15 protein-coding genes are annotated in these 20,518 nt (G+C 71.7%); 8 read left to right on the plus strand and 7 right to left on the minus strand.

Going from position 1 to position 20,518, the window contains the following annotated elements; translation table 11 throughout:
- Nucleotides 1-221: 221 nt before the first annotated feature.
- Nucleotides 222-1,526 carry a site-2 protease family protein gene (locus tag ASD48_RS11365; protein ID WP_057601441.1) on the minus strand — a complete coding sequence of 435 codons (1,305 nt, stop codon included), beginning with the start codon at nt 1,524-1,526 and terminating at the stop codon, nt 222-224.
- Entirely contained in the window at nt 1,523-2,776 is a 1,254-nt protein-coding gene (gene dxr / locus ASD48_RS11370) for a 1-deoxy-D-xylulose-5-phosphate reductoisomerase (protein ID WP_057601442.1), read from the minus strand. The genes ASD48_RS11365 and dxr overlap by 4 nt, the downstream gene beginning before the upstream one ends.
- Nucleotides 2,777-3,019: 243 nt before the next feature.
- On the opposite strand from dxr, the gene ASD48_RS44160 reads away from it, so the two are divergent.
- From ASD48_RS44160 to ASD48_RS11395, 5 genes are read left to right on the plus strand one after another with little or no spacing between them, the layout of a single operon-like run.
- Complete coding sequence (locus ASD48_RS44160; protein ID WP_020128630.1) at nt 3,020-3,199, plus strand: hypothetical protein; 180 nt, start codon at nt 3,020-3,022, stop codon at nt 3,197-3,199.
- Between the two features lies 1 nt (nt 3,200).
- Nucleotides 3,201-3,641 (plus strand): ubiquitin-conjugating enzyme E2, encoded by a 441-nt coding sequence (locus ASD48_RS11380; protein ID WP_057601443.1) that lies wholly within the window; start codon nt 3,201-3,203, stop codon nt 3,639-3,641.
- Nucleotides 3,642-3,674: 33 nt separating this feature from the next.
- Entirely contained in the window at nt 3,675-4,532 is an 858-nt protein-coding gene (locus ASD48_RS11385; RefSeq protein WP_057601444.1) for a ThiF family adenylyltransferase, read from the plus strand.
- An 11-nt stretch (nt 4,533-4,543) separates the two neighbouring features.
- The gene (locus tag ASD48_RS11390; protein ID WP_157880619.1) at nt 4,544-5,569 is read left to right on the plus strand and encodes a hypothetical protein; all 1,026 of its coding nucleotides are present in this window, start codon (nt 4,544-4,546) and stop codon (nt 5,567-5,569) included.
- Nucleotides 5,566-6,285 carry a hypothetical protein gene (locus ASD48_RS11395; RefSeq protein WP_057601446.1) on the plus strand — a complete coding sequence of 240 codons (720 nt, stop codon included), beginning with the start codon at nt 5,566-5,568 and terminating at the stop codon, nt 6,283-6,285. The genes ASD48_RS11390 and ASD48_RS11395 overlap by 4 nt, the downstream gene beginning before the upstream one ends.
- Before the next feature lie 35 nt (nt 6,286-6,320).
- Here ASD48_RS11395 and ASD48_RS11400 read toward each other — a convergent pair whose 3' ends face one another.
- Nucleotides 6,321-8,255, minus strand: coding sequence for an acyl-CoA dehydrogenase family protein (locus ASD48_RS11400; RefSeq protein ID WP_057601638.1), 1,935 nt, complete (start codon nt 8,253-8,255; stop codon nt 6,321-6,323).
- Between the two features lie 418 nt (nt 8,256-8,673).
- On the opposite strand from ASD48_RS11400, the gene ASD48_RS11405 reads away from it, so the two are divergent.
- The 3 genes from ASD48_RS11405 to ASD48_RS11415 all read left to right on the plus strand — a co-directional run bounded on the left by ASD48_RS11405 (nt 8,674) and on the right by ASD48_RS11415 (nt 13,163).
- Nucleotides 8,674-9,687, plus strand: coding sequence for a LacI family DNA-binding transcriptional regulator (locus ASD48_RS11405; protein ID WP_057601447.1), 1,014 nt, complete (start codon nt 8,674-8,676; stop codon nt 9,685-9,687).
- A 75-nt stretch (nt 9,688-9,762) separates the two neighbouring features.
- Nucleotides 9,763-11,805, plus strand: coding sequence for a glycoside hydrolase family 31 protein (locus tag ASD48_RS11410; protein ID WP_057601448.1), 2,043 nt, complete (start codon nt 9,763-9,765; stop codon nt 11,803-11,805).
- 170 nt (nt 11,806-11,975) lie between these two features.
- The gene (locus tag ASD48_RS11415) at nt 11,976-13,163 is read left to right on the plus strand and encodes a sulfotransferase (RefSeq protein ID WP_057601449.1); all 1,188 of its coding nucleotides are present in this window, start codon (nt 11,976-11,978) and stop codon (nt 13,161-13,163) included.
- A 27-nt stretch (nt 13,164-13,190) separates the two neighbouring features.
- Here the strand turns inward: ASD48_RS11415 and ASD48_RS11420 are convergent, their stop codons facing one another.
- From ASD48_RS11420 to ASD48_RS11435, 4 genes are read right to left on the minus strand one after another with little or no spacing between them, the layout of a single operon-like run.
- Complete coding sequence (locus ASD48_RS11420; protein ID WP_057601450.1) at nt 13,191-13,904, minus strand: hypothetical protein; 714 nt, start codon at nt 13,902-13,904, stop codon at nt 13,191-13,193.
- 26 nt (nt 13,905-13,930) lie between these two features.
- Nucleotides 13,931-16,171 (minus strand): glycoside hydrolase N-terminal domain-containing protein, encoded by a 2,241-nt coding sequence (locus ASD48_RS11425; RefSeq protein WP_057601451.1) that lies wholly within the window; start codon nt 16,169-16,171, stop codon nt 13,931-13,933.
- Nucleotides 16,168-18,150 carry a beta-galactosidase gene (locus tag ASD48_RS11430; RefSeq protein ID WP_057601452.1) on the minus strand — a complete coding sequence of 661 codons (1,983 nt, stop codon included), beginning with the start codon at nt 18,148-18,150 and terminating at the stop codon, nt 16,168-16,170. The genes ASD48_RS11425 and ASD48_RS11430 overlap by 4 nt, the downstream gene beginning before the upstream one ends.
- Nucleotides 18,147-20,345, minus strand: a complete 2,199-nt coding sequence (locus tag ASD48_RS11435) for a sialidase family protein (protein ID WP_057601453.1) — start codon at nt 20,343-20,345, stop codon at nt 18,147-18,149. The genes ASD48_RS11430 and ASD48_RS11435 overlap by 4 nt, the downstream gene beginning before the upstream one ends.
- Between the last annotated feature and the right edge of the window lie 173 nt (nt 20,346-20,518).

Below are 20,518 nucleotides of genomic sequence, written 5' to 3' on the forward strand. Positions count from 1 at the left end.
CAAGTCGTGGATCAAGGCCCAGGTCCCGTCTTCAGGCGGGTTCCAGGCTTCGAGATTACGGCACCGGCCCCGGCCCGAGCACTCCCCCACCGCGAACCACTCGACGGGAGGACCCGGCCGCCGTCAAACCCACTCGATGGAGGGCGGCCCGGAACATGACGGGAGACGGCCCGGAACATATCGTCCCGGGCCGCCCCGAACCATGTGTGACGAGAGGGTGGCTAGGAGATGCGCACCGGGTTCACCACGTCCGCGATGAGGACCAGCACCGTGAAGCAGATGAAGATGCCCGCCACCACGTACGCCACCGGCATCAGCTTCGCCACGTCGAACGGGCCCGGGTCCGGCCTGCGCAGGAGCTTGGCCAGGTTGCGGCGCAGGGACTCCCACAGGGCGCCCGCGATGTGCCCGCCGTCCAGCGGCAGCAGCGGGAGCATGTTGAAGAGGAACAGGGAGAGGTTGAAGCCCGCGACCAGCATCACGGCCATGGCCAGCTGCTGCGAGGCCGGGATGTCCAGAGTGAAGATCTCACCGCCGACACGGGCCGCGCCGACCACGCCCATGGGTGAGTCGGGCTCGCGCGGAGCGCCGTCGAAGGCGGCGTTCCACAGGGCCGGGATCTTGCCGGGGAGGGCGGCGATGGAGTCGACGGCCTCGCCCACGCGGTCGGTCATCCAGGACACGGAGTCACCGAAGTCCTGCTTGACGACGCCGGTGGCCGCGCTGAAGCCGAGGAAGCCGGCCTTGATGTACTCGCCCTGGACGTAGGTGCCGTCCGAGTTCTTCTTGGCGACCTGGTTGGTGGCGATCGTCGTGTGCAGGGTCAGTTCCTTGCCGCCCCGGTCGACGACGATGGCCACCTCCTTGCCTGCGCTGACCCGGATCAGGTCGGACAGCGTGTCCCAGTCGGCCGTCCTCTCCCCGGCGAAGGCGACGATCTTGTCGCCCGGCTTCATGCCGGCGGCCGCGGCCGGGGAGGCCGGGTCGGTCGACCTGCACTCGTCGCGGTTCTGGCTCTGCGAGATGACGCAGGGGGAGATCGAGCTGACGGTGGTGGTCTGCTGCTGGATGCCGAAGCCCATCAGGACGGTGAGGAACAGGCCCACCGCGAGCACCAGGTTCATGAACGGGCCCGCGAACATCACGATGACGCGTTTCCACGGCTTGCGCGTGTAGAACATGCGCGTCTCGTCGCCCGGCTGGAGCTCCTCGTACGCGGCCGAGCGGGCGTCCTCGATCATGCCGCGCCAGGGTGAGGTGGAGCGGGCCGTGATCCGGCCGTCGTCGCCCGGCGGGAACATGCCGATCATGCGGATGTAGCCGCCGAAGGGGATCGCCTTGACGCCGTACTCGGTCTCGCCCTTCTTCCGGGAGAAGATCGTCGGGCCGAAGCCGACCATGTACTGCGGAACCCGGATGCCGAAGAGCTTGGCCGTGGACAGGTGTCCCAGCTCGTGCCAGGCGATCGAGATCAGCAGGCCGACCGCGAAGACGACTATGCCGAGGATCATCATCAGGGCTGTCATGCACGCGCCTCCGCGGTAGCCGTCAGTTCCTGGGACCGGGCCCGTGCCCAGGTCTCCGCTTCGAGGACGTCCGACACGGTGAGTGAAGTTCCCGTCGCCGGCGTGCCGTGCTCCTGCACGACCCGGGTGACGGTCTCCATGATCCCGTTGAACGGGAGCGCGCCCTTGCGGAACGCCTCCACACACTCCTCGTTGGCGGCATTGAACACCGCCGGGGCCGTGCCCGCGAGCTCGCCCACGTGCCGGGCGAGGTTCACCGAGGGAAAGGCCTCGTTGTCGAGCGGGAAGAACTCCCACGTCGACGCCGTACTCCAGTCGAAGGCGGGCGCCGCGTCGGGCACGCGCCGGGGCCAGCCCAGACCGACGGCGATCGGCCCGCGCATGTCGGGGGGCGTCGCCTGGGCCAGCGTCGATCCGTCCGTGAACTCCACCATCGAGTGGACATACGACTGGGGATGCACGACGACCTCAATGCGGTCGAAGGGAATGTCGTAGAGCAGGTGCGCCTCGATGACCTCCAGTCCCTTGTTGACCAGGGTCGCGGAGTTGATCGTGATCACCGGGCCCATGGACCAGGTGGGGTGGGCGAGGGCCTCCTCGACCGTCACGTTCGCCAGCTGCCGCTTGGTGCGGCCCCGGAAGGGGCCGCCGGAGGCGGTGACGACCAGCTTGCGCACATCCGCGCGGGTGCCGGCGGCGAGAGCCTGGAAGAGGGCGGCGTGCTCGGAGTCCACCGGGATGATCTGGCCGGGCTCGGCCAGCGCCTTGACCAGCGGGCCGCCGACGATGAGCGATTCCTTGTTGGCGAGCGCGAGGGTGCGGCCCGCCCGGAGCGCGGCGAGGGTGGGCGCGAGGCCGATGGAGCCGGTGATGCCGTTGAGGACGGTGTGGCAGTCGGAGGCGGCGAGCAGGGTGGCGGCCTCCGGGCCGGCCAGGATCTCGGGGAGCGGCTCCCCCGTCCCGTACTCGGCGGCGAGGGCCTCGCGCAGGGCCGCCACGACGTCCTCGCGGGCGACCGCGACGGTCCGTACCCGCAGCCTGCGGGCCTGCTCGGCGAGGAGGGCGATCCGGCCGCCGTTGGCGGACAGGCCGGTCACCCGGAAGCGGTCCGGGTTGCGCAGCACGAGGTCGATGGCCTGCGTGCCGATCGAACCGGTGGAGCCGAGGATCACCACGTCCTTCGGGCCGTCGCCCGCGACCGGGTCGTAGACGAGGTGCGGGTCGGCGAGGGGGGCTGGACTGTCGCTCATCCCCCCATTGTTGCCGCAACGGGTGCGCGGCAGGACCGGGGTGTCCCCCGGGAGGGCACACCGGTCGCGTATGCCCCACGACGCACGGCCGAACCTGGCCGGTGATGCATGTTTCCCGCCGCCCGCTGTACGAAGTTTTTCATACTGCTCCCCATCCAGACCGTTTCGCCTATTTCGTTGGCACTTCACCTACCCCTGCCGCTAGCTTTCGCGCAGGATCTGCGGATCGATCGGGGGGTTCTGATGACGAGCCGCGCAGAGGCGGAGCAACTGCTGTCATCGCTGGGTGACAACGACCTCGTGGAGGTCGGCGAGGACGGCAACATCTATGCCGCCGGAAAGTCGCCCGCCGGGTTCATCAACAAGCCGATCGTCGGCATCGCCGACCAGAAGGGGGAGTACTCCCGGACGGGCCGGTCCTGACGTGGCGGGCGGGGCGAGGGACATCAAGGTCACCCGCAGCCTGGTCATCGGCGCCGACCCGGTGGGCGGCCGGCTGGCCGAGGAGAGGCGCATCCTGGCGCTGCACTTCCCCTCGTTCGTCCTGGATTCCACGACTCCGCGCGCGGGCACGTGGGCGGTCGCCCGGGGCACGCTGCGGACGTTCGCCGGTACCCAGTACGGCATCTGGATCGATCTGCCCGACGGCTATCCGCACAGCCTTCCGCAGGTCTGGCCGCACGGCTGGACGCCGGTGAAGAACCCTCACATGTACGCGGACGGCACGATCTGTGTGATGCGTCGCAGACAGTGGTCCTCCTTCTTCTCGGCGGCCGCCGTGGTCGCGAAGGCGGCGATCTGGCTCAACAAGTACGAGGTCTGGGTCGAGCGGCAGGTATGGCCGGGCCCGCAGCAGCCCCACTGACCGGGGCCACCGGGCATCTGAGGAGGTCCTGGCATGACCGCTGACGCGGTGCTCGACACATCCCGTATCGACTATCTCCTCGACACCTCCGCACTGGGCCGGGCCAGGATCGTCCTGGTCGGCCTGGGGAGCGGAGGGACCGTGGTCATGGAGCGCCTGGCCATGTGCGGCATCCGCGACTGGGCGCTGTTCGACCCCGACGTGCTCCAGCCGGAGAACCTGGTCAAGCATCCGGCGCGGCGCAGCGACCTCGGGCGGCTCAAGACCGACATCGCCACGGAATGGCTCGTGGACCGCAATCCGGCGAGCCGGGTCGACTCCTACCCGCACGACGTGACCAGGTCCCCCGAGATCGAGCGGGCGATCGCCGGGGCGGCCCTGGTGGTGTGCGCGGTCGACGACGCCGTGGCCCGCAACTACGTCAACGAGCTGTGCGTGCGCAGCCGCGTCCCATGCGTCTTCGGCATGGTGTTCCGCACCGGACTGGGCGGTGAGGTGTACGCCTATCTTCCGGGCGAGACCGGCTGCCACGACTGCAAGCTGAAGTTCTGCATGGACCGGGGCCTGGACCTCGACGACTGGCTGGAACTCACCGACGAGGAACAGCAGCGGATCTACGGCCTGGGCGAGACCGACTTCGCCGCTTCCGGGCTGGCCGCCGACATCTCCATCGTGGCCTCGTACCACGCCCACTACGTGCTCTCGCTGCTGGGCGGCCGCCGCTCGCGGTATCTGCTCCAGCCGAGTTTCAACTGGCTGACCGTCGGCATCCGCCGGGCCGAAGGCCTCTTCGGCAATTCGTACGACAACACGCGCATCCTGCTCCGGCCGCTCACCGGGTGCCATCTCGCCTGTGGGCCGGCCACCGAGCCCGACACGGACAGCGAGTGAGGACGGTGGAGATGTTCGGAACAGCCCGGAGGAAATGCCCAGCCACGCTGCGGGTCTTCGTACGGCCCCGGGTGACCCATCGCTTCACACAGGAGATCCTCGGCCATCCGAAGGTGGAGGTGGGCGGCAAGTACGTCGGGTTCATCCGGGGCACGAAGCGGTCCGAACGCCTGGACGCGCGCCATGAGGCGATGGAGCGGCTGGAACTGCATGTCGTGGACTACATCGACGACGGGCCGCGGGCGGAGCGCACCCCCACGTTCCACCGCGGCGACACGGAGTTCCAGATCCAGGAGTTCCGGCGGCTGGAGAAGCGGTACCCCGAGATCGAGCATCTGGGCAGCTGGCACAGCCACCATCCCAACCAGCTGCGCAACCTCAGTTCCGGGGACATCGAGGGATACCGGGACACGGTGAACGCCCAGGGGCACAACCACGACTTCTTCTTCGCCAGCCTGGGCACGGACAGCCGCGGATTCGCGTCGGCCCGGCACTTCCTCTTCGTCCGGGGCGACCGGCACTACTACGAGCTGACGCGGGAGAACCTGATCGTGGCCGAGGGGCCGCCGGACCCGACGGACCCGGCGGGCTCGGCGGGCGGGACCGTCGCGGTTCCCGATGCGGCGGCGCAGGGGCCCGTGCCGCTGTCGGTGCCGGGCTGGACCGACTCGCCCCAGGGTCAGGAGCGGCTGGCCCGTGACCGGGACCTGATAGCGAAGTACAGCGGGCTGCGCCATGTCGTCCGCTCGGACAGGATCGCGGTGACCGGTCAGGTGGTCTGGGCCGGCCGGGTCCCGGTGACCCTGCATGTGCTGTACCCGACCTCGGCCCACACGACCGACGGGCTGCTGAAGGTGACCGTGGCGGGGAACCAGACCCTCGAGGTCAGTCTGACCGGCGACCGGTCGGGCGATCTCGCCTTCGCGCTCAGGGCGGTGGAATCCATCGCGCAGTGCGCGGCCGACATCCACCACCGGGCGCTGCACCGGCCGGCCGGGCCGCCCGCCCGGGGCGGGCAGAACGGACCCCGGCCATGAGCACGGCCACGAACCGGCGCACCATCGCCCTGACCCATCGTGAACCGCCCGCGTTCCCGGGCGAGTCGGTGGGCTCTTCGCTCGGTGAGCTCCAGCACCGCCAGTCCGCCTGGCTGGTCTCGCGCAGCATCTCCGCCCCGGCGTTCACCCGCCGGCTGCTCGCGCGCGAGCCAGGCTTCGGCACGCTGGCGTCGTCGCAGCTGGGCGCGGCCTCCGAGGTACTGACGTTCCGGCTCGGTCATGTGCAGCGCTGGCGGCTGCTGTGGGTGGTGTCCGCCGACGGGCCCAGCCAGTTCACCGACGAGCGGACGGTCCGCGTGGGCGTCAGCGAGGAGACCACCCGGGAGCTGGCGACCACCATCGGCCTCGAGGCGAAGCTGGACATCCCGTTCCTCGCCGCGCAGGCCAGCGCGCAGTGGTCCCGGCTCACCAGGTCGACCATCTCGGTGAACACGGAGTCCGAGTTCACGCGGACGCTGTCGTACGACGTCCCCGAGGGCGGCCTGGACATCGCGCTGTGGCAGCTGGAGTCGCAGCTCGTCAGGCGTCTCGAGCTGCGGGCCGGTGCCTGCCTGCCGCCGGATCCGCTGCCGCGCTGGGTCGAACTGGCGGTGACCGCCCGGGCCAGGAGCCGGGTGATCACCGTTCCGACGAACGTGGTCAGGGTGCTGACCAGGAGGGCACCGGGGGCCGGGGGCGGCGCCGCCGGGACGTGAGTGCGCGCGGTGGCGGACCCACGTCCCGGCGCCGCTCAGCGGATGGGACGGTGGACGTTCGTCCGCTCGCTGGGTCCCGGTGTGGTGTCGGCGATCCAGGGACCGTCCCCGGACGGGTCGATGACGCCGTGTTCCAGCCACTCGTAGGTGCCGGCCATGACGCCCTTGACGACCTTGCCGTCCACGTCGTCGGTGTTGCTCCACAGCCGGCCGAAGAGCTCGTCGACGCGGATGCGGGACTGGCGGCAGAACGCGTCGGCGAGCTGGTAGGCCTCCCGGCCGTTCTCGCCGCGCGAGCGCAGCATCTCGGCGCGCACGCAGGCCGCGCTCATCGCGAACAGCTCCGCGCCGATGTCGACGATCCGGCCGAGGAAGGCCTGCTTGGTCTCCATCCGGCCCTGCCAGCGGGACATGGCGTAGAACGTGGAGCGGGCGAGTTTGCGGGAGTGCCGCTCGACGTGCCGCAGATGCGGGGAGAGGTCGATACCGTGCTTGAACTCCGGGTAGGAGGACGGCAGCTGACCTGGTCCCGCCACCAGCTTCGGCAGCCACTTGGCGTAGAAGACACCCGCGTTCGCACCCGCCCTCGCCTTGTCCTGGAGGGACTTGTCGGGGTCGATCAGGTCACCGGCCACCGAGAGGTGGGCGTCGACGGCCTCGCGGGCGATGAGGAGGTGCATGATCTCCGTCGAGCCCTCGAAGATGCGGTTGATCCGCAGGTCGCGCAGGACCTGCTCGGCGGGGACGGCCTTCTCGCCGCGGGCGGCCAGCGAGGCCGCCGTCTCGAAGCCGCGGCCGCCGCGGATCTGGACCAGCTCGTCGGCCATGCGCCAGCCCAGCTCGGAGGCGATGAGCTTGGCCAGCGCGCCCTCGATCCGGATGTCGTTGCGGTCCTCGTCCGCCATCTGGGAGGACAGGTCGAGCACCGCCTCCAGGGCGAAGGTGGTCGCCGCGATGAAGCTGATCTTCGCGCCGACGGCCTCGTGGTGCGCGATCGGCCTGCCCCACTGCTCACGGGCGGCGGACCACTCGCGGGCGATCTTCAGCGACCACTTGCCCGCCGCCACGCAGGACGCGGGCAGCGAGAGGCGTCCGGTGTTGAGCGTGGTCAGGGCGATCTTCAGGCCCACGCCCTCGGGGCCGATGCGGTTCGCGGCCGGGACCCGGACCTGGTGGAAGCGGGTCACGCCGTTCTCGATGCCGCGCAGGCCCATGAAGGCGTTGCGGTTCTCGACGGTGATGCCGGGCGAGTCCGCCTCCACGACGAAGGCGGTGATGCCGCCCCGGTGGCCCTCGCTCTTCGGCACCCGGGCCATCACGACCAGCAGGTCGGCGACCACACCGTTGGTGGTCCACAGCTTCACCCCGTCGAGGACGTAGTCGTCCCCGTCCGGCACCGCGCTCGTCGCGAGCCGCGCCGGGTCGGAGCCGACGTCCGGCTCGGTGAGGAGGAAGGCGCTGATGTCGGTGCGGGCGCAGCGCGGCAGGAACCGCTGCTTCTGCTCCGGGGTGCCGAACAGCTTCAGCGGCTGCGGTGCGCCGATCGACTGGTGCGCCGAGAGCAGCACGCCGACCGCGGGGCTGGCCGAGCCCACCAGGGCCAGCGCCTTGTTGTAGTACACCTGGGTGAGGCCGAGGCCGCCGTACTTGGGGTCGATCTTCATGCCGAGGGCGCCGAGCTCCTTGAGCCCGTTGATCACCTCGTCGGGGATGCGGGCCTCACGCTCGATGAGGGCCGGGTCCACCTTCGTCTCGCAGAAGGCGCGGAGTTTCGTCAGGAACTGCTCTCCGCGCCGGACGGCCTCGTCGGTGGGCAGCGGATGGGGATGGATGAGGTCCAGCCGGAAGCGGCCGAGGAACAGTTCCTTGCCGAAGCTGGGCTTGCGCCAGTCCTGCTCCCGCGCCGCTTCGGCGACTTGGCGTGCCTCGCGCTCCGTGACGGTGGGTTTCTTGAGGGGTGGTGCGGACATGAGGCTCACCTCGCCGCGAATCGGGATCTCGGGCCACATTGGTTACCGATGGGTGCTACCCGATCGTTGGTACCCGATCCGGGGCGAGGTGGCCACCCCACGCGCGTGCCTCCGGCCGGTGGCGGAGGCGTAAGGCTCCGGTCCGGGTGGCCTGTTCCCTTCGGGGCCGCGGCGCCCGCTCCGCCGCCGGGGACGCACCGGTCGTCGGTGCGCGGCTTGCGCCGAACGAGTGGCGGCCGCGGGGGCCGGAAAAGCGTGCCGTACTCTTCTTCACCAATCCCCCACAACTCGCTGTCGAAGCGCTTCGACAACCTATGGACACCCACCCCCGCTAGAGCTACTGTCGAACCACCCTCCCTCACCCGCCCCTGTTCGCCCTGCGCACTGTCGAAGCGCTTCACAAAACTTGGAGAGCTGGATGGTCACCCTCGCCGAGGTCGCCCAGCACGCCGGAGTCTCGGCGAGCACGGTGAGCTATGTCCTCAGTGGCAAGCGGTCCATCTCCACGAACACCCGGCAGCGGGTCGAACAGAGCATCCGGGAGCTCGGCTACCACCCGAACGCGGGCGCCCGCGCACTGGCCAGCAGCCGGTCCAACATCATCGCGCTGATGATCCCGCTGCGCACCGACATGTACGTGCCGGTGATGATGGAGATCGCGATCGCGGTGGCCACCACCGCGCGCACGCACGGGTACGACGTCCTGCTGCTCACCGGCGAGGAGGGTCCCGACGCCGTGCGCCGTGTCACCGGCAGCGGGCTCGCCGACGCGATGATCCTGATGGACGTCGAGCTCGACGACGAGCGGCTGCCGCTGCTGCGCTCCACCGACCAGCCGTCCGTGCTGATCGGGCTGCCCGCCGACACCTCCGGTCTGACCTGCGTCGATCTGGACTTCGCGGCGACCGGCGCGCTGTGCGTGGAGCACCTGGCCCTGCTGGGGCACCGTGACATCGCTGTCATCGGCGAGGCGCCGGCCGTCTACGAACGGCACACCGGCTTCGCCGAGCGCACCCTCGACGGACTCCGGTACCGGGCGAAGGAGTTGGGCCTGCGGCTGCTGCACCGCCCGTGCGAGGGCGGGTACGACGCGATGGCCGTGACCCTGGCCCGGGTCCTCGACGAGCGTCCGGGCACCACCGGCTTCGTCGTCCAGAACGAGTCGGCCGTCGAGCCGCTGCTCGCGCTGCTGCGCCAGCAGGGCCGGGCCGTACCGGAGGACGTGTCGGTGGTGGCCATCTGCCCCGACCAGGTCGCCGTCCAGGCCTCGGTGCGGCTGACGTCGGTCGCCATCCCCGCGCAGGAGATGGGCCGCCATGCCGTGGAACGCCTCGTCGCCAAGCTGGAGGGGCACGGCAGCGACGAAGTCGTGCTGATCGCGCCCGAGCTGACGGTCCGGGCGAGCACGGGACCGGCCCCCACCGTCTCCTGACCCACCCCGCCCCTCCGCCGTAGCGCCCCTTGCCAGGGCACCGCCATGTCTGCACTCCTTCAAGGAGCACCTCACATGAACCAGCCTGCCGAGAACCAGCCTCAGGTCAGCCTCGCGCAGTCGTCGCCCACGGTCGGCACCTTCCGTGAGCACGGCGGCGCCCTGGAGTGGAGCGGCCGCCAGGAGACCCTGCGGGTCGAGCCGTGGGGTCCGGACGCCGTCCGGGTGCGCGCCCGGCTCGGCGGGCCGATCCTCGAGGGGCTGCCGGGCGCGCTCCTCGACGAGCCGCCGGCCACCGAGAGCAGCGTCAAGATCACCGATTCCGAGGGCCGGCTGACCGTCGGCGCCCTCACCGTCGAGGTGAGCGCCGAGGGCGTGATCCGGTTCCTGCGGACGGACGATTGGACGGAGATCCTGGCCGAGGAACGCGCCCACTTCTGGTGGCCGGGCACCCGCCTGTACACGGCCGTCGGGAACGGCCACCACCGCCTGGAACAGCGTTTCGCCGCCTACGACGACGAGAAGCTGTACGGTCTCGGCCAGCACCAGCACGGCCGCCTGGACCAGAAGGGCCTGGTCCTGGACCTGGTCCAGCGCAACGCCGAGGTGGGCATCCCGGTGCTCACCTCCAGCCGCGGCTACACCCTGCTGTGGAACAACCCGGCGATCGGCCGGGTGGAGCTGGCCGGCAACGGCACCCGCTGGGTCGCGGACTCGGCCCGGCAGATCGACTACTGGATCACGGCGGGGGCCCCGGCCGACGCCCAGCGCCGCTACAGCGCGGCCACCGGCCGCACCCCGATGCTGCCGGAGTGGGCGGCGGGCTTCTGGCAGTGCAAGCTGCGCTACCGCACCCAGGAGGAACTCCTTGGCGTGGCACGGGAGTACAAGCGCAGAGGCCTGCCGCTCGACGTCATCGTGTGCGACTTCTTCCACTGGACCCACCTGGGCGAGTGGAAGTTCGACCTGGCCGAGTGGCCCGACCCGGCGGCGATGGTCCGCGAACTGGACGAGCTGGGCGTCAAGTTGGTGGTGAGCGTCTGGCCGTCCGTGTCGCCGCTGAGCGAGAACCATCCGGTGATGGAGCAGCGCGGCTTCTTCATCGGCACCCAGTACGGCCCGATGGCCCACGCCGACTGGCCGGACAAGGGCGTCGCGTCGACGGTCCAGGTGGCGTTCTACGACGCGACGAACCCCGACGCCCGGGAGTTCGTGTGGTCGAAGATCCGCGACAACTACCTGGCCCCGTACGGGATCACGGCGTTCTGGCTGGACGCCTGCGAGCCGGAGCTGAAGCCCGGCTTCCAGGAGAACCTGCGCTACTGGGCGGGTCCGGGCCTGGAGGTCGGCAACATCTACCCGGCCGAGAACGCCCGCACCTTCTACGAGGGGCTGCGCGCCTTCGGCGAGGAGGAGATCATCAGCCTCAACCGCTCGGCGTGGGCGGGCAGCCAGCGTTACGGAGCCGCCCTGTGGTCCGGTGACATCGGTACCGACTTCGCGACCCTGCGCCGGCAGATCGCGGCCGGCCTGAACACCGCGCTGTCGGGCATCCCGTGGTGGAACACCGACATCGGCGGCTTCCACGGCGGCGACCCGGGCGACCCGGCGTACCAGGAGGTGATGGTCCGCTGGTTCCAGTTCGGCGCGCTGTCCCCGCTGATGCGGCTGCACGGCTTCCGCGACCCGGGGATGCCGCTGGGCCCGGACATGACCGGCGGCCCGAACGAGGTGTGGTCGTACGGCGAGGCGGCCGGGGCGGTGCTGGAGAAGTACCTGCGGCTGCGCGAGCGGCTCAAGCCGTACGTCCTCCAGGTGATGCGGGAGGCCCACGAGGAGGGGCTGCCCCCGATGCGGCCGCTGTTCCTGGAGTTCCCCGACGACCAGGCGACCTGGTCGGTGGACGACTCCTACCTCTTCGGCCGGGACCTGCTCGTCGCCCCGGTGCTGACGGCGGGCGCCACGGCCCGCACGGCCTACCTCCCGGCCGGCGCGACCTGGACGGACGCGTGGACGGGCGAGACGTACGAGGGCGGCGCGGCCGTGACCGTCGACGCCCCGCTGGACCGCCTCCCGCTGTTCCTGCGGGACGGGGCGCGGCTGCCGGTGACGGAGTAGCCGCGCGGGGAGGGGAATCCCGGGCGGCCGGTCCCGGCTCAGGGGAGGGACCGGCCGTCCGCGAAACCTGGGACATCCGTGAACTCCCGTTGAGGCAAAGGCGAGTTGAAGGGGTAAGGACCACCCGTCCGCCCTGTCCGCCCGTCCCCGCTTCGAAGGGTGTCCCGCCCATGTCCTCACCCCCGCTCGCCCTCACCCTGGCCGATCTGCTGCTCCGGCCGGGCCACCGCTCCCGGCGCACCCCCGACCGCGTCTTCGACCGTCTTCTCGCCGGGGCCGGACAGGCCGACGGCGATCAGCGGTTCGCCGACGACTTCCGGCTGCTCCTTCGCGACTGGTCCCGGGACGAGAACCTGACGCCGGTCGGCTGGTGGTCCGCGCAGGGCCATGTCCGCAGGCATCTCGCCAACCGCGCCCGGGTCCGGCGGCTCGTCGCCGAGCACCCCGGGATCACGCGGGAGCCCATCGAGAGGCCGGTGTTCGTGGTGGGTCTGCCACGCACCGCCACCACCCTCACGCACGGTGTGCTGTCCCTTTCGGAGCAGCACCGATGTCCCCTGTTGTGGGAGTTACTGACGCCGGACCTGGAGGGACCTGCCGAGCGGCGCCGGAAGGCAATCGGCGCGGCGCGGCTGATGGTCGGCGGCATCGACCTGTTCGCCCCGCGCTACCGCGACATCCACCCCCTGGCCGCCGAGGGCCCCGAGGAGTGCACCTTCGCCCTCCCGCACACCGTCATGCCGCTGTCCCAGGCCCGCATCCCCGCCTACCGGGCCGCGCTCGACGAGCGGGACCACGTGCCCGACTACGCGTACCTCAAGCAGATCTACCAGGTGCTCCAGTACGGCCGCCCCCGCCGCCGCTGGGTGCTGAAGTCGCCGCTGCACACCGGGAACCTCGACGCGCTGCTCACGGTCTTCCCGGACGCCACCCTGGTGTGGACCCACCGTGATCCGGCCGCCGTCGTGGCGTCCTTCTGCAGCCTGATCGAGCACGGGATGGCCATCACCGCGCGCCCCGTCGACCTGCACGGCCTCGGGGCCACCTGGCTGGAGCTGCTGAGCGGCTCGGTGCGGCGCGGCCTCGCGGCCCGGCCCGGCGTCGCCCGCGAGGCACTCGTGGACGTCCCGTACTCCTGGCTGGGCTCCGATCCGGCCGCCGGCGCCCCGAAGCTCTACGCGGCGGTCGGCGCCCGCTGGACCGACGCCGACGCGGCCCGGCTGCCGGCGATCGCCTCCCGTCCCCGAGGCGCCCGGCCGCACCGCTACGACCTGTCCCGGTACGGTCTGACCCGCGCCGACGTCGACGCGGCCTTCGCCGACTACAACGCGCTGCGGGCCGAGGTCGACCGGGCGTAGGAACGCCGGCCGGCCCCGGCCCCGGCGTCAGCTGCTGCTGACGGTGAGGTTGTTGGTCACGAAGTCCAGCCCGCCGGAGGACGAGGTGATCTCGTATCCGAACTGCACGTCACCGATGGTCTCGTTGCCGAACCAGCCCTTCGTGTCCTTGATCCACTTGAGGATCGGCAGGATGCCGACGGTGCCGGACGACGAGTCGGACGTGCGCAGGAACGAGAACACCTCGTTCGCGCCGTTGCTGCCCTTGTAGACGGTCCAGGTGTGGCCGCCGAGGGTGACGTTGCCCTGCGAGGTGCCGAGCGGGCCGACGGCGCCGTTGTAGTTCACCCAGAGCATGATCTCGTAGTCGTAGTCCGTGTCCCAGATGTCGTACGACGTGTTGTAGGCGCCGGACGACGGGACCGTGACGTTGTAGCTGCTGGACAGCGAGCCGAGCGAGGTGATCGTCTTGTTGATCACCTTCTTGGAGTTGGGGTACGACTTGATGCCGCCGGTGTTCGGGTGGTTGGCCCAGACACCCCAGTTGGTACCGGAGTTGGCCCAGACGCACTGGCTGCCGGCGCCGGAGCCCCAGATGTTGTTGTAGAGCGTGTAGCCGTTCAGGCTGGTGTTGCCCCACTGGTCGCAGGAGTTCCAGACGGCGGCCTGGGCGGGGGCGGCGGCGAGTCCGACGGTCGCGCCGAGTGCGAGCGCCGGGGCCAGCAGGGCCTTGCCGACCCTGCTCAACGTACGTGTTGCCATGGTGTCCCTTCCATGGGTGGGGGGAGTCACCACGTCCCCGAGGTGAGGACGTGGTCTTCTCCGGCGACCAGGTCGAGCGGCGATGCGCCGCCGGAGGAAGTCCGGACTTCGATGCGGTGGCCGCGTCGCGGCCGCAGGACGGCCCGGCTGCCGCCGGGCCCCCAGGAGAGGTCGAGTTCGGCGCCGAACCGGGTGCGCACGCCGCGCAGTTCGCCCGACGGGAGCCCCGGGGGAAGCGCCGGCAGCAGGACCAGCCGGTCGGGGGTCGACTGGACGAGCATCTCGATCAGCACGGCGGGGAGGGTGTGCGCGGCGTCGGCGTTGTACACGTCACGGCGGGGGTAGTGGGCGCTCATCAGGGAGGCGTGGAAGAAGTCGCCGTCCAGGACCTCGCCGAGGGCGTGGGCGACCCGCCGGCCGTCCCGGAGGCGGGCCGCGATCAGCGCGTGGTGCAGGTGGCCGTGCGCGGAGTGGTTCTCGGCGCCGCGCAGTTCGAGGGCGCGCAGGGCGGCGGCGGCCGGCCCCGGGGTGTCGTAGGGGTTGATCTCGTCGAGGGGCCAGACGCCGTAGAGGTGGCTCAGATGGCGGTGGTCGTAGGTGTCGCCGAGGCCCGGCCGGGCCCATTCGGCGAGGGCGCCGTCGGAGTTGATCCGGTGCGGCGGGAGGCGGTCGGCGAGGGCACGCCAGCGCTCGGCCTCGGCGGTGCCCGGGTGGTGACCTGCGGCGGTGAGCAGCGCGTGCCTGGCGGCCGACAGGTCCATGGCCGCGTTCACCGCACCCCAGCTGCCGCCGGTGGGCCGGTTCTCCGGCGAGTAGGAGGGGACGACGACGAGCGGCCCGTCGGGGTCGCCGGGGTCGGTGCGGGTGAGGAAGTCCTCGTAGAAGCGGGCGACTTCGGCGAGGGCGGCGGCGGTGCGCGGGTCGCGTTCGCCGCGGGTCTCGTCGTGGTCGACGAGGGGTTTGAGCAGCCAGTCGGCGCCGGCCGTCCACAGGTGGAGCGGGTATTCGCGGCTGAAGTGGTAGGTCAGCCCGGACTCGCCGTCGGAGTGCGCGGGCGCGACCGCGCCCCGGGCGCCGAAGACCGCACGGGCGTTCTCCCGCCAGTCGTCGAGCTGCCGGTGGATCAGGGAGGCCAGCGCGTCGGTGACCTCGGGGAGCGCGGCGGCCGCGGCGGAGGCCGTCTGGAGGTTGACGTTGGCGTCGTTGGTGAACGCCCCCGCCCAGGCGGTGTCCCAGTCGCCGGTCCACAGTCCCGGCAGACGGGGCGGGTTGAGGCCGGAGGAGGAGAGGAGGTGGTAGCGCCCCGCCGCGAAGAGACGTTCGAGCAGCGCCCTGCTGCGGGGGCGTTCCAGCAGCTCGGAGCCGGGGAGCCCGCGCTCGTCGGGCTCCGCGTGGAGGTCGAGGGTGACGCGCTCGTAGGCGGTGCGGTGGAGGGGGAGGTGGCGGTCGAGCAGATCGTCGTAGCGGTGTGGCAGCTCGCTCAGGGCGCGCTGTTCCCCGGTGACGTCCAGTTCGCCGGTGTGTCTGCGGACGCGGGTGAGCAGGAGCACGGACTCCGCGCCGGTGACCCGCACGCCGGGGTGGGTTATCCGGGTGCGGCCGCCGGTGACGACGACGAGGGTCACTCCCGTGTAGGCGCGGTCGCTGCCGGGGTAGCGGGCGCGCAGGGTGAGCAGGGCGCCCTCGGGGGTGAGGACGGATCCCTGGCCGACGGCGAGGTCGGCGGGGGCGCCCGGCAGCCGGTGGTCGAGCCAGATGTCCAGGTCGAGACCGGTGACCAGCTGGACGATCACGTCGTCGGCGCGGGAGACGAAGACCCGGCTGGCGCCGCCCTCGCAGAGGGCGGTGGCCTCGCCGGTGGTGAAGTCGACGGTCCGCAGCCGGTGGCGGCGCGGCTCGTCCGAGGACGCCCTCAGCCGTATCTGGAAGGCCKGGTGGAAGGGCTGGACCCACTGCAGGGGCCGGTGGTCGGTGAAGCTCTCGGCGGCCTCCCACTCTCCGGCCAGCAACTTGTCCTGGAGGGCCGGGAGTTCGGCGGCGAGCTCCGGCGGACGGGCGTGTTCGGCGCCGTTGGGGCGGACCAGGGTGTGGTGGGTGACGACGACCCGGTCGTCGTACGGATCGCCGAACGTGAGGGTGCCGTGCCGGCCGTTGCCGCCGAGGAAGGCGTCCTCCCAGCGGGTGGCGGGCCGGTACTCGTGGGTTCCGTGCACGGGGCGGTCGGTGCTCGGGAGGCCGGGGCGCGCAGGAGGTGGGGTGCCGGTCATGAGCGCAGCACCGCCACGCCGTAGCGGCCGAGCGTGATCTCGTCCGTGTGGGCCGTCCCGGTCAGCAGGTCGTGGTGGGTGCCCGGGAGCCGGACGGTCACCGGCTCACGGCCGTGGTGGAGCAGGAACAGCAGCTCACCGCGCCGTACGGCCTCGACCTCCGGCGGGAGGCCTTCGAGGACGGGCCGGGCGCCCGCGCCGGCGGCGATGCGGGCGAGCAGCGCGCGGAAGGCCTCGGGCTCGGGGAGGGTGGAGACGTACCAGGCGCGGTCGTTGCGCAGGACGGCGGGCAGTCCGTCGAGTTCGCCGCCCTTGTAGACGGCTTCCACCACGTCGTCCCGTTCGGCTTCCAGCTCCTCCGACCACAGGGTCCCGCGGAAGCCGTCGGTCCCGACGTGCTCCCCCGCGTCCAGGGGCCACCACTCGTGCAGGGTGCGGATGCCGAACAGCTCGCGCAGGCGGGCGTCCATCCCGCCGGGGCGGACCCGGTCGTCCTGGTCGGCCACGCCGGTCAGGAAGCCGGCCACGAGGGTGCCGCCGCCGCGGACGTAGGCCACCAGGTTGTCGATCGCGGCGTCCGTCAGCGCGTACAGCTGGGGCACGACGACCAGCCGGTAGCCGCCGAGGTCGTGCCCGGGGTGGGCGAAGTCGGTGATGAGGTGGCTCTCCCACAGGGCGCGGTGCCAGGCGTGCAGGACTGCCGGATGGTCGACGAGGGTGGAGGGGCGGCCGTCCTGGGCGCCGGCCCACCAGGCGTCCCAGTCGTGCAGGATCGCGACGTCCGCGGTGATGCGGCCGCCCGTCACCTCGGCGCCGATCCGGGCGAGTTCGGCGCCCAGTTGCTTGACCTCCCGGAAGGTGCGGCCCCGCTCCCCCGCGTGGCTGACCATCCCGGAGTGGAACTTCTCGGCGCCCTGCCGGGACTGGCGCCACTGGAAGTAGCAGACGGCGTCCGCGCCGCGGGCCACGGCCTGCAGGGACCAGAGCCGGTTGAGACCGCGCGGCTTGGGGTGGTTCACCCCGCGCCAGTTGACCGGACTCGCGGCCTGTTCCATCAGCATCCAGGGGCCGCGCGCCTGGGAACGGGTCAGGTCCTGCACCAGTGCCCCGTGCTGGGCGCCCAGCGGGTCGCGCGGATCGGGGTAGAGGTCGACGGAGACGATGTCCTCCTCCTCGGCCCAGCGCCAGGCGTCCTGGCCGACGAAGAGCGGCATGAAGTTGGTGGTGACCGGGATGTGCGGGGTGTGCCGGGCGACGATGTCGCGTTCGGCGAGATAGCACTCCAGGAGCATGTCGGAGGTGAAGCGCCGGAAGTCCAGCACCTGGGTGGGGTTCTTCAGGTAGTGCGCGCGGCGGGCGGGCAGCACGGTGTCCCAGCTGTCGTAGCCCTGGCTCCAGAAGTCCGTGCCCCAGGCGGTGTTGAGGGCGTCCAGGGTGCCGTACCTCTCGCGCAGCCAGCGGCGGAAGGCGACGGCCGCCTCGTCGCCGTGATCGGCCGTGCAGTACTCGTTGTTGATGTGCCACATCGTGAGGGCGGGGTGGCCGCCGTAGCGGGCGGCCAGGTCCTCGGTGATGGCGGCCGCGTACCGCCGGTAGGTGGCGCTGGAGTGCGAGAAGTGCTGCCGTCCGCCCCACCACTCGACGTCGCCGTTCTCGTCGCGGGGCAGGGTGTCCGGGTGCAGCCGGCCGAGCCACGGGGGCGGGGCGGAGGTGGGGGTCGCGAGGACGACGCCGACGCCGTTCGCGTGCATCAGGTCCATCAGCGTGTCGAGCCAGCCGAACTCCCTGGCGCCCGGCTCGGGTTCGAGCCTGGACCAGGAGAAGACGCCGAGGGTGACCGAGTTGACGCCGGCGTCCCGCATGAGCCGGACGTCCTCGTGCCAGGTCTCCTCGGGCCACTGCTCGGGGTTGTAGTCGCCGCCGAAGAGGATGCGGCCGCGGGTGGCGTCGGCGAGACCGGGCCGGACGGGGGCGGTCATCGGACGGGCTCCCCGTACTGGATGCCCCGGCCGTTGGTGGCGATGTACACCCGGCCGTGGATGCGCGGGTCGGCGGCGATGGTCGCGCCGATCCAGCCCCACTGGTGCCGGTCGTCGTTGATCCGCACCCAGGTCTTGGCGCCGTCGTCGGAGCGGTACACGGCGGTGATCGCCTCCGTGGAGCCGACCTGGTAGACCGCCGGGTACGCGGCGCCGTCGGCGGCCTTGCCGAAGGCCAGGGTGTAGGAGGCCCGGCAGCTGGTCAGCTTGGCGAAAGCCGCGCCGCCGTCGGTGGACCGGTACAGGCCGTTCCCCTTGGTGCTCAGCCACAGGTCGCCGGAGCGCCCCGGGGCCGCGGCCAGCTGGAACTGGCTGTCGCCGGAGGGCAGTCCGCCCGCTCGCGCGGTGAAGGTGAGACCGGCGTCGGTACTGGCGAACAGGGTTCCGGTGTCGGTGTCGTACGCGTAGAAGCGCGCCGGGTCGGACGGGTCGGCGAGCGGGGTGGCGCCCTTGGGGAAGGTGGGGACCTCCGACCAGGTCGCCCCGTTGTCCGCGGAGCGCTGGGCGGGGTACTTGGTGCCGTCCCAGTGCACGAAGGTCCACAGCAGGACGCTGCCGTCGGTGTTCGTGGCGATGGGCCCCGGCGCCTCCTTGGCGAGCGCGGGCTGGGCCGCGAAGGGTGCCCAGGATCTGCCGCCGTCGGCCGACCAGGCGCCGTTGCCGTGGTCGCCCCAGCCGGTGCGGACGACGTACGACGGCCGGTCCGCGGCCTGCGCGAGTCCCGTCACCGTCCCGAACACGGGGTTCGTCGCCATGCCCCGGGACGGCGAGGCGGTGAGCCGCTCGTGGTACATCACCCCGACGTCCCCGAGCCCGCTGATCAGGTGCGCCTGCCCGGCCGGGGGCGAGATCAGCTGCCGTACGGAGGTCTCCTCCAGGCCGCGGATCTGCGGGGCCCAGTGCTTCAGGTCCCGGGTGCCGTAGAGCGTGGCACCGGTGCCGAAGACGACGTGCCGCGAGTCGTACGGGTCGACGGCGACGGCCTGGATCCACCAGCCGAACTTGGGTGCGTCGGTGCCGAAGGTGAGGAACGGGGTCTCGGACACGTCGAGGACCGCCGTGTCCTTGAGCGACGTCCAGGTGCGGCCGCCGTCCGTGGTCCGGTACAGGGTGTCCACCGCCGACCAGCGGTTGTTGGTGGAGACGACGACGGTGCCGGGGCGCCGGGCGTCCACGGCGACGCCGCCGTAGCCGAAGGTGTCGCCGGCCGCGGGCCGGACCGGGGTGACGTCGGTCCACGTGCCGCTCGCGGTCGCCAGCTTGTGCACGCTGCCGTCCGCCTGGCCGTTGGGTCCCGGCGCGTCGGCGTACGTGACGTACAGCTCGCGGGTGTGGCGGTCGTGGGCGGCGCGGACGGGCACCTTGGCGGAGCTGCCGGTGGGTTGGCCGGGGACGGCCTCCCAGGTGCTGCCGTCGGCGGTCCGGTACAGGTTGGCGCTCATCCCGTCGGAGTCGCCCCAGCCGGCGTAGAGGGTACGGCCGGCGGCGACGAGGAGGGTGACGCCCTGGCCGCTCGCGCTCGGGGTCCCCGGGAATCCGGTGGCGGCCGCCCAGGTGACGCCCCGGTCGGTGGACTTGAGGAGCCCGTCGTGCCGGGTCCCCAGCCACAGGGTGTCGCTGTCCCGCGGATCGACGAGCAGCCGCTCCCCCGCTCCCCGGCCGTCCTCGTTGCCGCCGAGCTTCACGGCGAGGTCGCTGCGGCTCCAGGTGGTGCCGCGGTCCTCGGAGCGCAGGACGGCCCCGTTGCCCGCCCAGGACTGGGCGTAGGTGCCGAGGGCGAGGTAGAGGCGGTCCGGGTGCGCGGGGTCGACGGCGAGGGCCTCCACGCCGAGGAGGTTCCAGTCGTCCCAGCCGAGGTGGTCGGTGAGCGGGGTCCAGCGGGCCGTGCGGTCGTCCCAGCGGTAGGCGCCGCCGATGTCGGTACGGGCGTAGGCGAGACCCCGGACGGCCGGGTGGAAGAGCACACCGGTGACGAATCCGGTGCCGCCGATCACGGCGTTGCGCCAGCGGTAGCCTCCGGCGGTCGTGCCGGGTCGCGTCGGTGCGGCTTGGGCTCGGTTGTAAGTGCCTGGGAGTGCGGTGAGCGTGGCGGCGCCTGCGGTGCTGGTGAGGAGGGTGCGGCGGGTGGGGTGCATGTTGGGGTACCTCGGTGGGTGAAGGCCAATGGGTCCGGGGTGTGTCGTTCGTGTGCGGGTGGTGGGGGCTGGTCGCGCAGTTCCCCGCGCCCCTGGCAGGGCCGGTCGCGCCGGCCCTGCCAGGGGCGCGGGGCTGTTTCGTCCTGCGGCTCCGCCGCGCGGACGCGGCCGAC

Source organism: Streptomyces sp. Root1310 (assembly GCF_001426425.1).
GTDB lineage: Bacteria > Actinomycetota > Actinomycetes > Streptomycetales > Streptomycetaceae > Streptomyces.

What these genes read in the sequence shown, in the direction of transcription:
- ASD48_RS11365 (WP_057601441.1), bottom strand. Translation starts at nt 1,526, where the DNA reads ATGACAGCCCTGATGATGATCCTCGGCATAGTCGTCTTCGCGGTCGGC.
- dxr (WP_057601442.1), bottom strand. Translation starts at nt 2,776, where the DNA reads ATGAGCGACAGTCCAGCCCCCCTCGCCGACCCGCACCTCGTCTACGAC.
- ASD48_RS44160 (WP_020128630.1), top strand. Translation starts at nt 3,020, where the DNA reads ATGACGAGCCGCGCAGAGGCGGAGCAACTGCTGTCATCGCTGGGTGAC.
- ASD48_RS11385 (WP_057601444.1), top strand. Translation starts at nt 3,675, where the DNA reads ATGACCGCTGACGCGGTGCTCGACACATCCCGTATCGACTATCTCCTC.
- ASD48_RS11390 (WP_157880619.1), top strand. Translation starts at nt 4,544, where the DNA reads ATGTTCGGAACAGCCCGGAGGAAATGCCCAGCCACGCTGCGGGTCTTC.
- ASD48_RS11395 (WP_057601446.1), top strand. Translation starts at nt 5,566, where the DNA reads ATGAGCACGGCCACGAACCGGCGCACCATCGCCCTGACCCATCGTGAA.
- ASD48_RS11400 (WP_057601638.1), bottom strand. Translation starts at nt 8,255, where the DNA reads ATGTCCGCACCACCCCTCAAGAAACCCACCGTCACGGAGCGCGAGGCA.
- ASD48_RS11405 (WP_057601447.1), top strand. Translation starts at nt 8,674, where the DNA reads ATGGTCACCCTCGCCGAGGTCGCCCAGCACGCCGGAGTCTCGGCGAGC.
- ASD48_RS11410 (WP_057601448.1), top strand. Translation starts at nt 9,763, where the DNA reads ATGAACCAGCCTGCCGAGAACCAGCCTCAGGTCAGCCTCGCGCAGTCG.
- ASD48_RS11415 (WP_057601449.1), top strand. Translation starts at nt 11,976, where the DNA reads ATGTCCTCACCCCCGCTCGCCCTCACCCTGGCCGATCTGCTGCTCCGG.
- ASD48_RS11420 (WP_057601450.1), bottom strand. Translation starts at nt 13,904, where the DNA reads ATGGCAACACGTACGTTGAGCAGGGTCGGCAAGGCCCTGCTGGCCCCG.
- ASD48_RS11430 (WP_057601452.1), bottom strand. Translation starts at nt 18,150, where the DNA reads ATGACCGCCCCCGTCCGGCCCGGTCTCGCCGACGCCACCCGCGGCCGC.
- ASD48_RS11435 (WP_057601453.1), bottom strand. Translation starts at nt 20,345, where the DNA reads ATGCACCCCACCCGCCGCACCCTCCTCACCAGCACCGCAGGCGCCGCC.